Source organism: Dactylosporangium vinaceum (assembly GCF_019904175.1).
Classification (GTDB): Bacteria; Actinomycetota; Actinomycetes; order Mycobacteriales; family Micromonosporaceae; genus Dactylosporangium; species Dactylosporangium vinaceum.
Genome location: NZ_CP061913.1, coordinates 1,451,999 through 1,468,167, shown reverse-complemented (window position 1 = coordinate 1,468,167; position 16,169 = coordinate 1,451,999). Strand labels below are relative to the sequence as shown.

At 72.8% G+C, this 16,169-nt stretch carries 14 protein-coding genes; 10 read left to right on the top strand and 4 right to left on the bottom strand.

Annotation, left to right across the window (positions count from 1 at the left end):
* The first annotated feature begins 31 nt into the window (after window positions 1-31).
* The 8 genes from Dvina_RS06345 (at window position 32) to fabG (ending at window position 8,924) form a co-directional block, all read left to right on the top strand.
* Window positions 32-3,061 carry a putative bifunctional diguanylate cyclase/phosphodiesterase gene (locus Dvina_RS06345; RefSeq protein ID WP_343217150.1) on the top strand — a complete coding sequence of 1,010 codons (3,030 nt, stop codon included), beginning with the start codon at window positions 32-34 and terminating at the stop codon, window positions 3,059-3,061.
* Window positions 3,062-3,123: 62 nt separating this feature from the next.
* The gene (locus Dvina_RS06340) at window positions 3,124-4,416 is read left to right on the top strand and encodes an aminotransferase class I/II-fold pyridoxal phosphate-dependent enzyme (protein ID WP_223101411.1); all 1,293 of its coding nucleotides are present in this window, start codon (window positions 3,124-3,126) and stop codon (window positions 4,414-4,416) included.
* The gene (locus Dvina_RS06335) at window positions 4,413-5,693 is read left to right on the top strand and encodes an MFS transporter (protein WP_223101410.1); all 1,281 of its coding nucleotides are present in this window, start codon (window positions 4,413-4,415) and stop codon (window positions 5,691-5,693) included. Before Dvina_RS06340 ends, Dvina_RS06335 begins: the two co-directional genes overlap by 4 nt.
* A gap of 85 nt (window positions 5,694-5,778) precedes the next feature.
* Entirely contained in the window at window positions 5,779-6,195 is a 417-nt protein-coding gene (locus Dvina_RS06330) for a YybH family protein (RefSeq protein WP_223101409.1), read from the top strand.
* 15 nt (window positions 6,196-6,210) lie between these two features.
* Complete coding sequence (locus tag Dvina_RS06325) at window positions 6,211-6,636, top strand: type II toxin-antitoxin system RelE/ParE family toxin (protein WP_223101408.1); 426 nt, start codon at window positions 6,211-6,213, stop codon at window positions 6,634-6,636.
* Entirely contained in the window at window positions 6,633-6,953 is a 321-nt protein-coding gene (locus Dvina_RS06320) for a helix-turn-helix domain-containing protein (protein ID WP_223101407.1), read from the top strand. The genes Dvina_RS06325 and Dvina_RS06320 overlap by 4 nt, the downstream gene beginning before the upstream one ends.
* Before the next feature lie 106 nt (window positions 6,954-7,059).
* Window positions 7,060-8,223, top strand: a complete 1,164-nt coding sequence (locus Dvina_RS06315) for a thiolase family protein (RefSeq protein WP_223101406.1) — start codon at window positions 7,060-7,062, stop codon at window positions 8,221-8,223.
* Window positions 8,224-8,225: 2 nt separating this feature from the next.
* Window positions 8,226-8,924 carry a 3-oxoacyl-ACP reductase FabG gene (gene fabG, locus Dvina_RS06310; protein ID WP_223101405.1) on the top strand — a complete coding sequence of 233 codons (699 nt, stop codon included), beginning with the start codon at window positions 8,226-8,228 and terminating at the stop codon, window positions 8,922-8,924.
* Between the two features lie 9 nt (window positions 8,925-8,933).
* Here the strand turns inward: fabG and Dvina_RS06305 are convergent, their stop codons facing one another.
* Complete coding sequence (locus Dvina_RS06305; RefSeq protein WP_223101404.1) at window positions 8,934-11,288, bottom strand: Hsp70 family protein; 2,355 nt, start codon at window positions 11,286-11,288, stop codon at window positions 8,934-8,936.
* Between the two features lie 22 nt (window positions 11,289-11,310).
* A complete protein-coding gene (locus tag Dvina_RS06300; protein WP_223101403.1) occupies window positions 11,311-11,949 on the bottom strand; it encodes a Dps family protein in 639 nt (212 codons plus the stop codon).
* A gap of 154 nt (window positions 11,950-12,103) precedes the next feature.
* Between Dvina_RS06300 and Dvina_RS06295 the strand changes: the two genes are divergently transcribed.
* Window positions 12,104-13,345 (top strand): type VII secretion protein EccE, encoded by a 1,242-nt coding sequence (locus tag Dvina_RS06295; protein WP_223101402.1) that lies wholly within the window; start codon window positions 12,104-12,106, stop codon window positions 13,343-13,345.
* A complete protein-coding gene (locus Dvina_RS06290; RefSeq protein WP_223101401.1) occupies window positions 13,342-14,385 on the top strand; it encodes a hypothetical protein in 1,044 nt (347 codons plus the stop codon). Before Dvina_RS06295 ends, Dvina_RS06290 begins: the two co-directional genes overlap by 4 nt.
* Here Dvina_RS06290 and Dvina_RS06285 read toward each other — a convergent pair.
* Both Dvina_RS06285 and Dvina_RS06280 read right to left on the bottom strand, forming a co-directional pair.
* Window positions 14,382-15,242 carry an SseB family protein gene (locus Dvina_RS06285; RefSeq protein ID WP_223101400.1) on the bottom strand — a complete coding sequence of 287 codons (861 nt, stop codon included), beginning with the start codon at window positions 15,240-15,242 and terminating at the stop codon, window positions 14,382-14,384. The two genes, Dvina_RS06290 and Dvina_RS06285, sit on opposite strands and share 4 nt — an antisense overlap.
* On the bottom strand, window positions 15,239-16,153 hold the full coding sequence (locus Dvina_RS06280; protein ID WP_223101399.1) for an SUKH-3 domain-containing protein: 915 nt from the start codon (window positions 16,151-16,153) through the stop codon (window positions 15,239-15,241). Before Dvina_RS06280 ends, Dvina_RS06285 begins: the two co-directional genes overlap by 4 nt.
* Window positions 16,154-16,169: the final 16 nt, after the last annotated feature.

Here is a 16,169-nt window from a genome sequence, read left to right as displayed (position 1 = left end):
CGATCAGGGATTTCGCAAAGGTCGAAATCCGGTGAGCGGCGAGGAGGCGGAACACGTGCTGAAGAACAGGCTCAGCGCCTGGTTCGCGGTCTGGATGGGGCTGCTCACCGTCGCGTTCTACCTGTGGCCCGATCAGCACATGCTCTGGTGGGGCGCGATCGGCCTGTCAAGCGTGGCCGGGGTCGTCGTGGGTGTCCTGGTGCACCGGCCGAGCCGGCGCTGGCCGTGGCTGCTGCTGGCCGCCGCGCTGGCCTGCTTCGGTGCCGGGGACTTCCTGTACAACCTGCTCACCGACGTGTTCGCGGTCGACAACCCGTTCCCGTCGATAAGCGACGTGCTGTACCTGGCGATGTACCCCCTGCTCGCCGGGGGCCTGCTCGGCTTCATCCGCTCCCGCACCGGGCGCAGCAACCGCGACAGCCTCATCGACGCGGCCACCTTCACCATCGGGCTGGCCCTGCTGTCCTGGATCTTCCTGATCGACCCGTATGTGCGCAGCACCGAGCTGACGCTGCTGCAGAAGCTGGTCTCGATCGCGTACCCGCTGGGCGACGTGCTGACGCTTGCCGTCTTCGTCCGCCTGCTCACCGGCGGCGTGCGGCGCAACGGCACCATCAACCTCCTCGGTCTCGGCACCGCCGGCCTGCTGGCCGCCGACGTCGTCTACGGCCTCATCCAGCTCAACGGCTCCTGGCACGTCGGCGGCCCCACCGACCTCGGCTGGGTGCTGTGCTACTCGGCCTGGGCCGCGGCCGCGCTGCACCCGTCGATGGTCGCGATGACGGAGCCGACCCGCTCGGCCGCCACGGACCTGGACGGGCGCCGTATCGTCCTGCTCGGCCTCGCCTCGCTCATCGCGCCCGGCGTCCTGCTGATCGAGGCGAGCCTCGAGACCGTCCGCGACGCGGCGGTCATCGCCGCCGCCTCGGGCGTCATGTTCGCGCTCGTGCTGACCCGGCTGGCCGGCGTGATGGGCAACCACCGCCAGTCCCTGGCCCGCGAGCGCGAACTGCGCGAGGTCACCACCACGCTCGTGGCCGCGGCCGACACCGGCGAGGCCCTGGCCGCCGTGCAGACCACGCTGGAGCGCCTGCTTCCGGCCGACACCCCGCACGTCGTCGCGCTCGTGCGGGTCGGTGACGAGGAGGAGCTGCCGGCGCCGGGCCTGGTGCGCGTCTCCGGGCTCGCCCCGGACGTGCGGGCCCGGCTGCGCGAGTTCAGCTCGACCCTGCGCCACCCGCTGGCCGCCACCGACGACACCCTGTACCTGGCCGCCCCGACGGAGACCCTGCAGCTGCTGCAGCCGACGTTCGACGTGCTCGCCGGGCAGGCCGCCATGGCGCTGGAGCGCATCACGCTGGCCGCCGAGGTGAACCGGCGCAGCAGCGAGGCGTACTTCCGCACCCTGATCCACAACACGTCCGACGTCATCCTGATCATCGACGACAACGACGTCATCCAGTACGCCAGCCCGGCGGCCGGCACGGTCTTCGGCGACGAGCGCATCGCCGGCTACGAGCTGTGGGAGTTCCTGGCCCGCGACGAGCGCGCCCGCCTGGCCGAGCTGCTCGGCCAGGTCCGGGCCGGCCTGCACGCCCACGACGTGATGGACGTGCGGGCCGAGCGGGTCGACGGCTCCGGGCTGCTCGTCGAGATCGACTGCCGCGACCTGCGGGCCGACACCACCGTCGGCGGCCTGGTGCTGACCGTGCGGGACGTGACCGAGCGCCGGCGCATGGAGGAGCAGCTGATCCGCCAGGCGTTCCACGACGCGCTCACCGGGCTGGCCAACCGGGTCCTCTTCGGCGACCGGGTCGAGCAGGCCGTCTTCCGCGGCCAGCGCGACGGCTCGCTCGTCGGCGTCCTGTTCATCGACCTCGACGACTTCAAGATCGTCAACGACACGCTCGGCCACGGCATCGGCGACGAGCTGCTCAAGGCCGTCGGCAAGCGGATCACCGGCGAGCTGCGCCCGAGCGACACCGTGGCCCGCCTCGGCGGCGACGAGTTCGCCGCGCTCATCGAGGCCGACTCCATCGCCGACCTCGAGCTGGCCGCCGAGCGCATCAACCTCGCCCTCGCGGAGCCGTTCGCCGTGGCCGGCGAGTCGGTGAACGGCATCAGCAGCATCGGGCTGTCCACCACGATCGACGCGAACTCCGCCGAGGAGCTGCTGCGCCAGGCCGACCTGGCGCTGTACGTGGCGAAGGGCGCGGGCAAGGGGCAGTGGCGGCGGTACCAGTCGGACCTGCACACGGCGGTGCTGGAGCGCCTGGAGCTGCGCGCCGCGCTCGACCAGGCGGTCAAGGAAAGTCAGTTCGTGCTGCAGTACCAGCCAATCGTCGATCTTGAGACAGGCGTCCCGCTGGGCTTCGAGGCGCTCGTGCGCTGGAACCACCCGACCCGGGGCATGATCGCGCCGGGCCACTTCATCGAGGTGGCCGAGGAGAGCGGGCTCATCGTGCCGATGGGGCGGATGGTCCTGCAGCAGGCCCTGAACACGGCCGGCCGCTGGCAGCGCTCGACCGCGCCCGGCGCGCTGCGCTACATCAGCGTCAACGTCTCGGCCCGCCAGTTCCGCACACCCGGCTTCGTCGAAGAGGTGCGCCAGATGCTGCGCGCCTCCGGCGTGGAGCCCGGCACGCTGCTGCTGGAGATCACCGAGAGCCTGCTGCTGCGCAACGACGACACGGTCCGGGCCGACCTCGACGCGCTGCGGGCGATGGGCATCCGGCTCGCCATCGACGACTTCGGCACCGGCTACTCGTCGCTGTCGTACCTGCAGCATATGCCGATCGACGTGCTGAAGATCGACAAGTCGTTCATCGACGACATGCTGTCCTCGGCCCAGCAGCGGGCGGTCGTGACCGCGATCGTGCAGCTCGCGCAGACGTTCAACCTCTCGGTCGTCGCCGAGGGCGTCGAGCAGCCGGGCCAGCGCGAGGCGCTGCACGAGATCGGCTGCCCGTACGGCCAGGGCTACCTGTTCGCCAAACCCCTGAGTGAGCCCGACGCGTTCGCGCTCATCCCCAAGACCGCGCCATTCGCCGCGATGGCGTGACCGCGTCCGGACAATCCCGGCTCCGCAACGAGGATTTCATCCACCAAGGAAGGTAGACCCGCATGACCGTCCACCCGCTGCACAGCAACCAGGGCACCCAGGGCACCTACGTCCGCAAGGACGGGCGCTGGGACGACCTGGAGCGCCTGCGCACGACCAGCCCGATGTACGACGCCGTCGTCGAGGAGATCGACGGCCGTCGGATCCGGGTGGGCAGTCACTGGCTGACCGACTGGGCCTCGTGCAACTACCTCGGCTTCGACCTCGAGCCGGAGATCATGGACGCCGTCGACCCGTACATCCGCACCTGGGGCACGCACCCCAGCTGGTCGCGGCTGCTGGGCAACTCCCGGCCGTACATCGACATCGAGGAGCGGCTCACCGAGCTGCTCGGCGCCCCCGACACGCTGCTGCTGCCGACGATCACGCACATCCACATGTCGGTGATCCCGATCCTGGCCGGCGACGGCACGATCTTCCTGGACGCGCAGTCGCACAAGACCATCTACGACGGCTGCATGTACGCCAAGGGCCTCGGCGCCACCGTGAAGCGCTTCCGGGCCAACGACCCCGAGCACCTGGCCGAGCTGCTCGCCGAGGCCCCGGCCGGCAAGGCCAAGCTCATCGCGATGGACGGCGTGAACAGCATGACCGGCCTCGCGCCCGACCTGGCCCGCTTCGCCGAGGTCGCGCGGCAGTACGACGCGCTGCTGTACGTCGATGAGGCCCACGGCTTCGGCGTCATCGGTGAGCGCCGGGAGGACGAGACCTCGCCCTACGGCTCGCGCGGCAACGCGATCGTGAAGTATGCGGGCGAGACCTACGACAACATCGTGCTCGTCGGCGGCTTCTCGAAGTCGTACTCGTCGCTGATGGCGTTCCTGGCCCTGCCGACGTGGCTCAAGAACCACCTCAAGGTCGCCGCCCCGCCGTACCTCTACTCCGGCCCCTCCCCCACGGCGTCGCTGGCCACGGTCATGGCCGGCCTCGACGTCAACGAGAAGCGCGGCGACGAGATCCGGGCCGAGCTGTACCGCAAGACGATGCGCGTGCTCGACCACGTCCGCAGCCTCGGCGTCCACACCCCGAACACCGGCACCACCCCGATCATCGAGCTGCCGCTCGCGCCGGGTGAGGACATCGCCGCGGTCGGGCAGTACCTGTGGGACCACGAGACGTACGTGACCCTGGCCGCCTACCCGCTGGTCCCGCGCGACCAGGTCGGGTTCCGCGTCCAGGTCACCGCGGCCAACACCGACGCGGAGATCGACCAGCTCAACGGCGTGCTGACCCAGCTGGCCGGGGCCGGCCGACTCCTGCGGACGGACGTGAACACCCTCGGGAGAGCGGCTTGAGCGAGCACGCCTTCCAGGCGCGGCACCGGGCCCGGCGGCAACCGCCGGGCCTGCTGATCCCCCTGCGCAACCGGGACTTCCGGCTGCTCTGGACCGGGATGAGCGGCTCGCTCATCGGCGACGGGATCCTCCTCGTCGCCATGGCCTGGCAGGTGTACGGGCTCTCCGACGCGCCGGCGGCGATGTCCGTCGTCGGGTTCGCCCTGACCCTGCCCCAGGTCGTCACCCTGCTGTTCGGCGGTGTGGTCAGCGACCGGTTCGACCGGCGCAAGATCATGCTGGCGATGGACGTGGTGCGGGGGGCGGTGCTGGCCGTCCTCGCCGCGCTCAGCCTCAGCGGCGCGATCCAGGTGTGGCACATCGTGGCGCTCGTCGCGGTGTACGGGGCGGCGTCGGGCTTCTTCGGCCCGGCGTTCGACGGTCTGGTGCCCACCCTCGTCGACGGGGACGAGTTGGTCCAGGCCAACGCAATCGACCAGTTCGTCCGGCCGGCCGCCCTGCAGATGGCCGGGCCGTCGCTCGGCGGCGTGCTCATCGCCGCCGGCGGCAGCGGGCTGGCCTTCGCCGTGGACGCGGCCACGTTCGCGGTCTCGGCGGCCTGCCTCGTCCTCATGCGCCCGCGGGAGACGGCGAGGGAGGAAACCGTGGGCGGGTCGGTGTGGACCGAGCTCAAGGAGGGCATGGACTACGTGCGGGGCAACGTGTGGCTCTGGGGCACCTTCGTCGCCGCCACCTTCACCTATCTGCTGTTCATCGGCCCCACCGAGGTGCTCCTGCCGCTGGTGGTCAAGCACGAACTGCACGGCACCGCGGGTGACCTCGGGCTCATCCTGGCCAGCGGCGGGGTCGGCGCCATCGCGGCGGCGCTCATCGTCGGCCAGCGCGGAGTACCCAAGGAGTACATGAAGTTCATCTACTGCAGCTGGACGCTCGCCACACTGGCGGTGGCGGGCTACGGCCTGGCCACGGCGTCGTGGACGCTGGCCATCGCGTGCGCCCTGGTCAACGGCCTGGAGGCGGCCGGCACCATCGCCTGGGCGACGGCGAAGCAGCGGCTCGTGCCGGAGGAGCTCATGGGTCGGGTCTCATCGGTCGACTGGTTCATCTCCATCTCGCTGGTACCGCTGAGCTACGCCATGGCCGCGCCCGTCGCGAACGCCATCGGCATCCAGAACACGCTTATCGGCGCCGGCGTGCTCGGGGCCGTGGTGACCCTCGCGTTCCTGTACCTGCCGGGCATGCGCTCCCCGAAACAGCTGGTGGAGGTGCCGGCATGAGCGGTACGCAGCGCAGCGGAGTGGCCGCTCATCAGAGGCACAGCTCGGAGCTCAGGCCGGCGCCGGAGCCTGCGGAGGTGCCGGCATGAGCGATGTTGTCGCCATGGTGGATCGGCTCGGGGAGGGGTTTCTCGCCCGCGACCTCGAGGGCGTCATGGCCTGCTTCGTGCCGGAGGACGACATCACGTACGTCGGCTCGGAGGCCGGCGAGAGCGCAACCGGGCGTGCGGCCGTGCGGGAGCTCCTCGCGGAGCTGTTCGCGCGGCCCGCGGCGTACACCTGGCAGGCCACCTCCGCCACCGTCCACACCCTGCCGGGCGGCGCCTTCATCATCGCCGAGGCCGACGGCGCCGAGCACACCGCGGACGGCACCGTCGAGCCGTTCCCGTACCGCATCACCGGCCTCCTGAGCCGCCGCAACTCGGGCGCCTGGCTCTGGCGCGCCGTCCAGGGCTCAGAACCCACCCAGCCCGGACCGGGCGTTGCCGCGGACTGGCGATAACGCTATTGTTATGGCGTGACGCCGGGCGGCTGGGTGGTGGAGTTCCATGCCGAGTGTGAAAAGTGGGCGGAGAGCCTGGACCAGTCGGACGCCGAGGCACTGCTGGCCGCTGTCAGAATTCTCCGGGACCACGGCCCCGCGCTGGGCCGGCCACTTGTCGACGCCATCCACGGCGGCCGGCACGCCAACATGAAGGAGCTCCGGCCGGGCTCGACCGGCCGGATCGAGATCCGGGTGCTCTTCGCCTTCGACGCGCAACGGTCGGCCATCCTGCTCGTCGGCGGTGACAAGCGCGGCAACTGGTCCGGCTTGTATGCGACAGCCATTCCCCTTGCCGATGAACGGTTCAGCGAGCACCAGGCGACGCTCGGAGCACAGCGGAGCCAACCGGCACGGCCGCGCGGCGGGAGCGCGGGCGCCCAGCGAAGGAGACGGCGATGAGTCTGAAGGATTGGGAGCAGCGGGTCCTGGCGGTCGAGGGCGCGGCCGAGCGGGTCTCCGCGGTCGAGGAAGAGCTGCGGCTGGCCGCCGGTCTGACGGCGCTGCGCGAGCAGGCCGGCCTCAGCCAGGCCGAGCTCGCCGAGCGCATCGGCGTCTCCCAGCCGCGCGTGGCCGCGATCGAGCGCTCCTCGAACATCACCCTGGATCTGCTGGAGCGCTACGTCGGCGCGATCCTGCCCGGCGGCATGATCGAGATCGTCGCGGTGCAGGGGCACCACCGCTTCCCGCTGCTGACCGCGCGGACCAAGACGTCATAGCAGGTGAGGCGGTCGCGGCCGTCGGTCCTGGTTCGTGGCGGGCGGGAACAGGGCGCTCGGGCCGGCGGATGTACAGCAAACCCGACTTACAGTGTTAGTTTTAAGCATGCGAACCGTGTACTTTGCCGCCGCCCGGCGCACGCCGATCGGACGGCTCCGTGGCGCGCTCAGCCATGTCCGGCCCGATGATCTCGCGGCGGCCGTGGTCAAGGACCTGGTGTCGGGGATCGACCCGGCGCGCGTGGACGAGGTCTACTGGGGCGCGGCCAACCAGGCCGGCGAGGACAACCGCAACGTGGCCCGGATGGCGGTGCTGCTGGCGGGGTTGCCGGACAGCGTGCCCGGGGCCACCGTCAACCGACTCTGCGCCTCGGGGATGGAGGCCGTGACAGTCGCCGCGCGCACCATCGCCGCGGGTGAGGCCGAGGTCGTCGTGGCCGGCGGGTCGGAGTCGATGAGCCGGGCGCCGTTCGTGCTGCCGCGGCCCGACGACGCACTGCCGCACGCGATGGCCATCGCCGACACGCGGCTCGGGTGGCGCCTGGTCAACCCGCGCATGCAGGAGCTGCACGGCCTGCTGAGCATGGGCGAGACGGCCGAGGAGGTGGCGGCCCGCTACGGCATCGGCCGGGAGCGCCAGGACGCCTTCGCGCTGCGCAGCCACCAGCGGGCCGCCGAGGCCACGAAGCACGGGCACTTCGCCGCCGAAATCCTGCCCGTCGAGGGCGTGAGCGCCGACGAGGGCATCCGGGCCGACAGCAGCCTGGAGAAGCTGGCCAAGCTCAAGCCCGTGTTCCGCGAGGGCGGCACCGTGACCGCCGGCAACGCCTCCCCTTTGAATGACGGTGCAGCGGGTGTACTCCTCGTCAGCGAACAAGCCCTGGAGGAGCTGGACCTGGAGCCGCTCGGCCGGTACGTGGCCGGAGCCTCGGCCGGCGTGCACCCCGACGTCATGGGCATCGGCCCGGTCCCCGCCACCCGCAAGGCGCTCGCCCGGGCCGGCTGGGCCGTCGGCGACGTGCAGCAGGCCGAGCTCAACGAGGCGTTCGCCGCGCAGGTGCTGGCCTGCACCGACGAGCTCGGGCTCGACCCGGACCTGGTCAACCCGGACGGCGGGGCGATCGCCATCGGGCACCCGCTCGGCTGCTCGGGCGCGCGCATCCTCACGACGCTGCTGCACCGGCTGCGGCGCACGGGAGATGTACGCGGGCTGGCGACGATGTGCGTCGGTGTCGGGCAGGGATCAGCGGTACTCGTGGAGAGGGTCTGACAATGCGGTTCACCAACAGGACGGCCGTCGTCACCGGCGGGGCGCAGGGCATCGGGGCGGCCACCGCCGCGCTCCTGCGCGAGCAGGGCGCGACGGTCCACGTGCTCGACCTGCGGGCGGCCGACGGGGTCACCGCCTGCGACGTCACCGACAAGGCGCAGGTCGACGAGGTGTTCGCCGGGATCGGCCGGATCGACATCCTGGTCAACAACGCCGGCATCACCCGCGACAACCTGCTGTTCAAGATGCCGTTCGAGGAGTGGAAGGCGGTGCTCGACACCAACCTGACGAGCATGTTCCTGTGCACGCAGGCGGCGCAGAAGGTGATGGTGCCGCAGCGCTACGGCCGGATCGTCAACCTCAGCAGCCGCTCGGCCCTGGGCAACCGCGGCCAGGCCAACTACGCCGCGGCGAAGGCGGGCGTGCAGGGGCTCACGGCCACGCTCGCGATCGAGCTGGGGCCGTACAACATCACCGTCAACGCCGTCGCGCCCGGCTACATCGCCACCCCGATGACCGCGGCCACCGCCGAGCGGGTCGGCAGCACCGCCGAGGAGCACCAGGCCCAGGTGGCCGAGCGCACGCCGCTGCGCCGGGTCGGGCAGCCGGAGGAGGTCGCCGCCGTCATCGCCTTCCTGGCCAGCGACGAGGCGTCGTACGTCTCCGGCCAGACCCTCTACGTCAACGGCGGCGCCCGGTAACGCCGGGCGCTACTTCAGCACGAGGTCGACCTCGGCGACGTCGCCGGCCTGCCGCTCCTTGTGATCGCCGAGGTCGACCACCCGCAGCTTGTACGCCCCGGCCAGGTCCTTCTTCACCTGGAAAGCGAGATCGTCGCCTACCGCGTTCTGCCCGCTCGAGAGCGCCTCGTTCGGGGCGGTGAGCGGCCCGATCTCCGTGCCGTCGGGCGCGCCGAGGCGGAAGTGCTCCTGCCCGACGTACAGGCTCGACTTGCCGGTGTACTGGATGTCGACCTTGCACATCACGACCCGGTAGCCCTTCTTCGCCTGCCCGTTGTAGTCGAAGAAGCCGCCGCGCACGTCGCACGTCGTGAACGTCGCGGTGACGTCGTGCACCGTGACCTTCTTGTCCTTGACGAGGTTGGCCGGCTCGTACGCGTTCACCTCTCCGGTGGCCAGCGAGATCTTGGGCTGCTCGCGGTCGCCCTCGCCGAAGATGAACTCGCCGGTGGCGATGCTGGCCTTCAGCGGGTCGTAGATGCTGAAGTCCATGTTGTAGTTGCTCTTCTGCCCGGCCGCGACTGTCGTGCTCTCCCGGAACGAGCCCGTGTACTGCTGCCCGCCGACGTTGAACACCGTGGGCAGGTATGGCGTGTCGTTGTCGGTGCCCAGGTTCTCCACGATCATCTCGGCCGAGAGCTGGTGCGAGCTCGCCTTGGCGTCGTAGGTGACCTTGCCGACGGTGATCTTGAACTGGGCGTACCAGATGGTCTTGTTCACGTCGGCGCTCTGCTGCTCGGCGCCCGGCCGGGCGTCCTTGGTCCCGCCGACCGCACCGGCCCCGGCGCCCGCCGTGCTCCGGTTGCCGCCGTTCACCCCGTTGCCGCTGCCGGCGTTGCCGGTCCGGCCGGTGTCCGGCTTGTCGTCGCTCACCGCGTTCCAGGCCACCACGCCGCCCACGCCCAGCAGCAGCACGCAGGCCAGGATGATGGCGACGAGCACGCCCGCGTTCATCCCCGAGCGGGCCGGGCGCACCGGCTGGACCGGCCGGAACGGTGGCGCGATCGGCGGCGGCGCGCCGAACGCGGCGGTCGGGTGCGGGTTCGGCGGGGCGCTCGTCGGCGGGGACATGGGTGTGGTGGCCGACTGGAACGCGGCGGGCGAGACCGGGATCGGCGGCGGGGCCGAGACCGGTGCCGCCGGGCCCGAGACGGGCATGCCGATCGGGCCGGAGACGGGGGCGTTCATCACCGGCGGGCGCGGGCCGGGCGGCGGGGGCGGCTGCGGGAACGGGGCGGGCCGCGACGGCATCGCGGCCAGCACGCTGCCCAGGGCCACGACCAGCTCCGGCTGCTCGATGAGCGTGGGGGCGACCCCGAGCCGCTGGTGCAGCAGCGTGCTCACCATGGGGATGCGGCTGGAGCCGCCGACCAGGAACAGCCCGCCGATCTGGTCCGTGCGCACCCCGGCTCGCTGCAGCGTGCCGGCGGTGAGGTCCACCGTGCGCTGGAGGTACGACCGGGAAAGCTGTTCGAATTCGGTTCGTGTGACGTGGATGTCCGTCTCGAACAGCGGCAGGTGGATGCTCGCGGTGGAGGCGCGCGAGAGCTGCTCCTTGGCCGCCCGCACGTCGTCGCGCAGCAGCAGGTTGCGCCGGCGGGCGGCGTCGTCGGCCGGCTCCACCAGCTGCCGCCAGCGGTCCGGGTCGGTCGTGGTGAGCGTCTGGCCCAGGTGCCCGACGATCGCCGCGTCGAGGTCGACCCCGCCGACGTCGGGCAGGCCGTCGCTGGCCAGCACGTCCCAGCCGCCGTCGGGGCGGCGGCGCAGGATCGTGGTGTCGAACGTGCCGCCGCCGAAGTCGTACACCACCAGCACGCCGCCGGGGCCGATGTTGCGCCCGAGGACTGTGGTGAAGTAGGCGGCGGCCGCGATCGGCTCCGGCACCAGGATCGGCGACGGCATGCCGGCCCGGGCCGCCGCGTCGGCGAGCACCGAGCGGCGGTGGGTCGCCCAGTTGGCCGGGTAGGTCAGCACGGTGCGCACCGGCATGATCCCCAGCACCCGCGACGCCTCGTCGGCGGTGCGCCGCAGCAGCGCGGCCAGCAGGTCCGACACGGCGTACTCGCGCTGGCCCAGCAGCACGGTGCCGTCGTCGATCCGCCGTTTCGGGTTGGGCTCGAAGCGGGACGGGTCGAGCCGGGCACTGCGCTCGGCATCCCTGCCGACGAGCAGGTGCCCGTCGACCTCGGCGTACACCGACGACGGCAGCAGGAAGCTGGCGTCGAACAGCAGCGGCTGGCTACGACCGTCGGCGGCGGTCAGTGCGGCGACCGTGTGCGTGGTGCCCAGGTCGACGCCCAGCTGCGACTCGATATGCCTCGTCACGCCGACACGGTAGCGCCTCCGCTCAACGTCGTCCGTTGGCGGCCGCCTTCACCTCCCCCGCGGTGCTCCCACCCGTGGCCTTGATGAGGGGCGTGTCGACCAGGTGCTCGGCCAGGAACCACGCCTGCAGCTCGTTGGTCCGGATGATGTCGGAAACCAGCAGATCGTTGGTGCCGTCGTCGCCCTGCTCCATCACCCGGGCGGCGGCGTCGTGGCTCTCGATCAGGATCATCTCGTGGGCCTCCAGCAGCCGGGAAAGCATCGCCGGGACCTCCTCGGCACCGTCCGGCGGCCGCGGTACCCGGGTCAGCTCGGCCACGTGCCGCGGGTCCCCGACCGCGATGCCGCCGAGCGTCTGCACCCGCTCGGCCAGGGTGTCCACGAGCACCAACTGCTCCCCGGCGTGCTTGTCGAGCAGCAGGTGCAGCTGGTAGAAGGTCGGGCCGCGCATGAGCCAGTGGTGCTTCTTGTACAGCGCATAGAGGATCTGGGTGTCGGCGAGGACCTGGTTGAGCCGCTCGCAGGAGTACAGCCGGGCCTCGTAGGACAGTGCGACCGGAAACTGCCGGATCTGCCCGAATCGCTGGATCTCCCGACCTTGCTGGTGCAGCCACGGCTGGCTGGAGGTCTTCCCCGTGTCCTTCTTCTTCGTCGCTGGCATGACCGGCCGAGTGCCCCCGTCAACCGGTCCTACCCTCACCTTGTGCGATGAGCCATTTTTCAAGATCGGCGCGGACAGAGGATGATGGGGATAGGTAAGCTGCGATCCCGGACAACGGGGTTGAGCGGCGGATGCTACGGGGGGTGCCGGTCTGATGACACAGACGCCGGCGCCCTCGCGCCCCGCCGAAACCGCCGACCGGCCGCAGCTCAGACGTCGTCGCGGGCACCTCGGCGGCGTCCACATCGGCCGCCTGGTGCTGATCGAGGCCGTGCTGCTCGTGATCGCCGCCATGGTCCCGCACGGGCCCGTCGTCGCCGGGGTCACCGCGCTCGCCGGCCTGCTGATCCTCCTGGTCGCCCTGCTGCGCAGCCGCGGCCGCTGGTGGCTGGAGCGGCGGGCGCTGAGCCGGGAGCACAACCGCCGCCGCCGGGCCGGGCCCGGCCCTTCGCCTTCCGATGCCGGCGGTCCGGCCGAGCGGCGCCTGGCGATGCTGCGCGCGCTCGCCCCCGGCCTGGAGGTCCGGGAGGTCGCCGGGGCCACCGCGGACGGGCCGAAGATCGGGGTCGGGTGCGACGCCGCCGGCTGGTACGCCGCGGCCCTGCTCGGCAGCGCGGACTCCCTGCGCGGCGATGCGGAGCCGGGGGTACCGCTGGGTCTGCTGGCCCGGGTCCTGGACGAGGCCGAGCACCCCGGCGCGGTCGTGCAGGTCAGCACGGTCACCGTCCCCGCGCCCTGGCCGCAGGTCGACGCCAACCAGTTCGCCGCGCGCTCCTACCGCGAGCTGCAGCACCTGCAGCCCGGCTCCGCCCTGCCGGCCGACCGCACCACCTGGGTCGCCGTCCGGCTCGACGCCCGCGCCCGGGCCGAGGCCGGCCTGCCCGGCAGCTACGACGCCGAGCACGCCCCGGCCCTCGTCGCCTCCCTGATCCGCAAGGTCGGCCGGCTGCTGCGCGACGGCGGCCTCGAGCACCGCATCCTCACCGGCGACGAGCTGACCGAAGCCGTCGCCCGCGCCTGCGAGCTCGACCCGTCTGGGCGCGGCGAGGCGGCGCGGCCGCAGGAGGAGTGGACCGCCTGGCGCGCGGGCGAGCTGGCCCACACCGTCTTCTGGCTGCGCACCTGGCCCCGCCTGGACAACACGTCCGCGCTGCTGGAGCACCTGCTCTCGCTGCCGTCGTCGTCCTCGGCGGCGGCGCTGGTCCTGACCCGCGACGGCGCCGGCCTGGCCCTGCGCGGCCTGGTCCGGGTGTCCGCCGCGCCGGCCGCGCTGGAGCCCGCGGCCCGGGCCGTCGAGGAGGCCGCCGCGGCCGCGCACGCCGAGCTGGTCCGGCTCGACGGCGAGCACGGCCCGGGGATGTACGCCTGCGCCCCGACCGGCGGGGGTGCGACATGACCCACAGCGCCCAGCCGCCGCCACCGGAGCAGCTCGGCTACTACCAACCGCAGCCGCAGCCGCAGCCACCGGCCTCCGCACCACCCACACCGGCGCAGCTGGCCCAGTGGCACGCCGCCCAGCAGGCCCAGGCCCACGCGCAGGCCCGATCGCACGTGACCACCGAGGTGCGCCCGGGCGCCGCGCCGCCGCAGTTCGACCTCGAGACCTCGCTGTCCCGGACGGCGGCGCCGGACCTCCCGTGGCAGCAGGCGCAGCGCGACGCCCAGCCGCAGGCACCGAGCCGGCCCGCCCGCCCGGAAGGCCCCGCCCGGCCGGCCGCCGAGGCCGCCGCCGCCCCGCCCGGCCGGCCGCTCGCCGCGAGCCTGTCCCGGCTGCGCATCGACTGGCACGACGTGAGCGCGGCGGCCCTGCAGCAGATGCGCGGCGGGACGGGCGCCACCGGCCTGATGCTCGGCGTCGACTACCAGCGCCGGCCGGTGCCGATCCGGCTGTTCCGGCCCGAGCCGACCCGGGTGACGCTCGTCGCCGGGCTGTGGGCGCAGCGGATCCTGGTCTTCCGGGCGCTGGCCCTGGGGGCCCGGGTCATCGTGCTGACCGGCGACCCGCGCCCGTGGCAGGGCCTCGGCGAGTGGGCCACCGGCCTGAGCGACCGCCTGGTGGTGTGGACCGATCCGCGCCCGCCCAGGGCCCCGGCCGCCGCCCGCCAGCCGCTGCTCGTCGTGACCGACGTCAGCCAGGCCGCCTTCGGCGCCCGCCCCGAGCTCGGCCCGTGGCGCACCGAGGTGACGGCGATCCGCCGCCTCAGCGCCGAGCACGCGCACACGCTGCAGGGCTGTGACCTGGTGATGCTGCAGACGCTCAACGCGCAGGAGGCCGCGGTGGCCGGTCAGGCGCTGAACCTGCCCGCGAACGGGGCCGGTCTGCTGCAGGAGATGACCCCGGAGATGCTGGCGCTCATGGGCGGCGGCGCGAACCGCTACGTCTGGCTGTCCCCCACGAGCGTCGAGCAGCAGTACCACGGCCCGCCGCAGCGCTAGGGACCCTCGCGGGGCCGGTGCTTCTCGTGCAGCGCGGCCAGGACGAGCTGATACATCGCGCGCAGCGCCTCGGCCGGCAGCTCGATCCCGTTGCCGCCGCCCGGGTTGACCCGCAGCGCGCCGCCGTCCTGCGGCCAGGCCACCACGATGTCGACGAACGGCACCGAGATCCACTCGCGGTCGCCGAGCTCGGCCTGCATGCTCGCGACCGACGTGAACGCGAGGATGACCTCCAGCCCGTCGGCCCGCTCGGTGCGCCACCACGGAAACTCGGGGTCGGTGATGTCGCGGGAGACGGTGGCCACGATCCGGTCGGTCCGCACGGCGGTCCAGTAGTCGCCCGGCTCCCCGCCGCCCGGTGCGTCGGTGGTCAGCTCCTCCTCCGTCGGCAGCGGCAGGAGCAGGTGGGCCTCCAGCAGGGCGGCCATCGACGCCTCCCGGTCCTCGGCGGCGACGGCCCGCCGCAGCCGGTCGTCGAGGGGGTACCACTCGGGCTCCCACGGCGGCAGCGTCCGGATCGCGTCCGGCGACAGGAACGCCTGCAGCGGCCGCCCCGGGTTCACCGCGATGCCCCAGCCGAGCGGCGCGATCACCGGCAGGAGCTCGAAGAGGGGGGTCCGGCGCACGGCCGGGATCTCGGGCGGCAGCACGCTGCCGGAGGTCCAGGCGAGCACGTAGGTGACGCCACCGGCCCGGGACGTCGCCAGCGTCACCGGCTCCCGCCCGGCCGCCGCGGCCGGACTGACCGGCAGGTACAGCGCCTCCGCGGACAGCGCCCTGAGGTACGCGAGCTCGTCCCCGGCGCCGGCCGCCGCCGCCATGCCCTCCTCGGCCTCGGTCGTGGGCCGCCAGCTCACGCCCACGCCCCGGCATCGGTGACCCGCGCCGGGCGCCGCCCCTCGAGCAGCGTCGCGATCGCCTCGCCGACGGAGGCGCCGGCGTACCAGTCCGCGGTGTGGTCGACGACGAACACCCGCCCCTGCTCGTCGACGGCGAGCAGCCCGGCCCCGTCGTCTTGCTCACCGATCGGCGTCAGCCGGGCCCCCAGCAGCGCACCGAGCTCCGCGAGGGTCGAGGCGGCGTGCAGCCCGCGCAGCGGGTCGAAGACGATCCCGACCCCGGCCACCTCGGCCCCGGCGCCCGTGCCTCGGACCGTCTGCCCGCCGAACTCGGTGAACGCGGCCATCGCCGCCGCCGCGACCGGGTGCTGGTGCCCGGCGGGCGAGGCGTGGGAGGCGAGCGCCAGCCCCCACATCCGCGCGCGCTGCGCCCTCTCGCCGCCGATCGCTGCGGCGGTTGCCGGTCCGTCGGTTGCCGGTCCGTCGGTTGCCGGTCCGTCGGTGTCCGGTCCGACGGCCTCGGGTCCGGCGGTGTCGTCCATCTCGATGCCCAGCCAGTCCAGGAGCGCGGTGCACGTGCGGCACGGGGCGGCCGCCGTCGCGTGCTTCGGGTCGCCGTGCTCGCGGATGTGCACGAGCGACAGGCGGGCACCCCACAGCTGCGCCCGCGCCGCCGCCGGGGTCAGCGGCGCGCCACCGGCCAGCCGCTCGGCCGCGTGCAGGCGGTCGGAGACCAGGACCATCTCGGCGCAGTTGCCGGCGTAGCGCTCCCGCGACCCGACCGGCAGCTCGTGCAGGAACCGGCGGATCAGCGCGTGCAGCTCGGGCGGGGTGTCGCCGCGGACCGAGGTGTGCCGGTACACCGTGTCGCCCACCAGCAGCGCGCCCGCGGTCAGCGGCAGCCGGCGGCCCGGAGTCGCCCTGGTCATGCCGGACATCATAAAG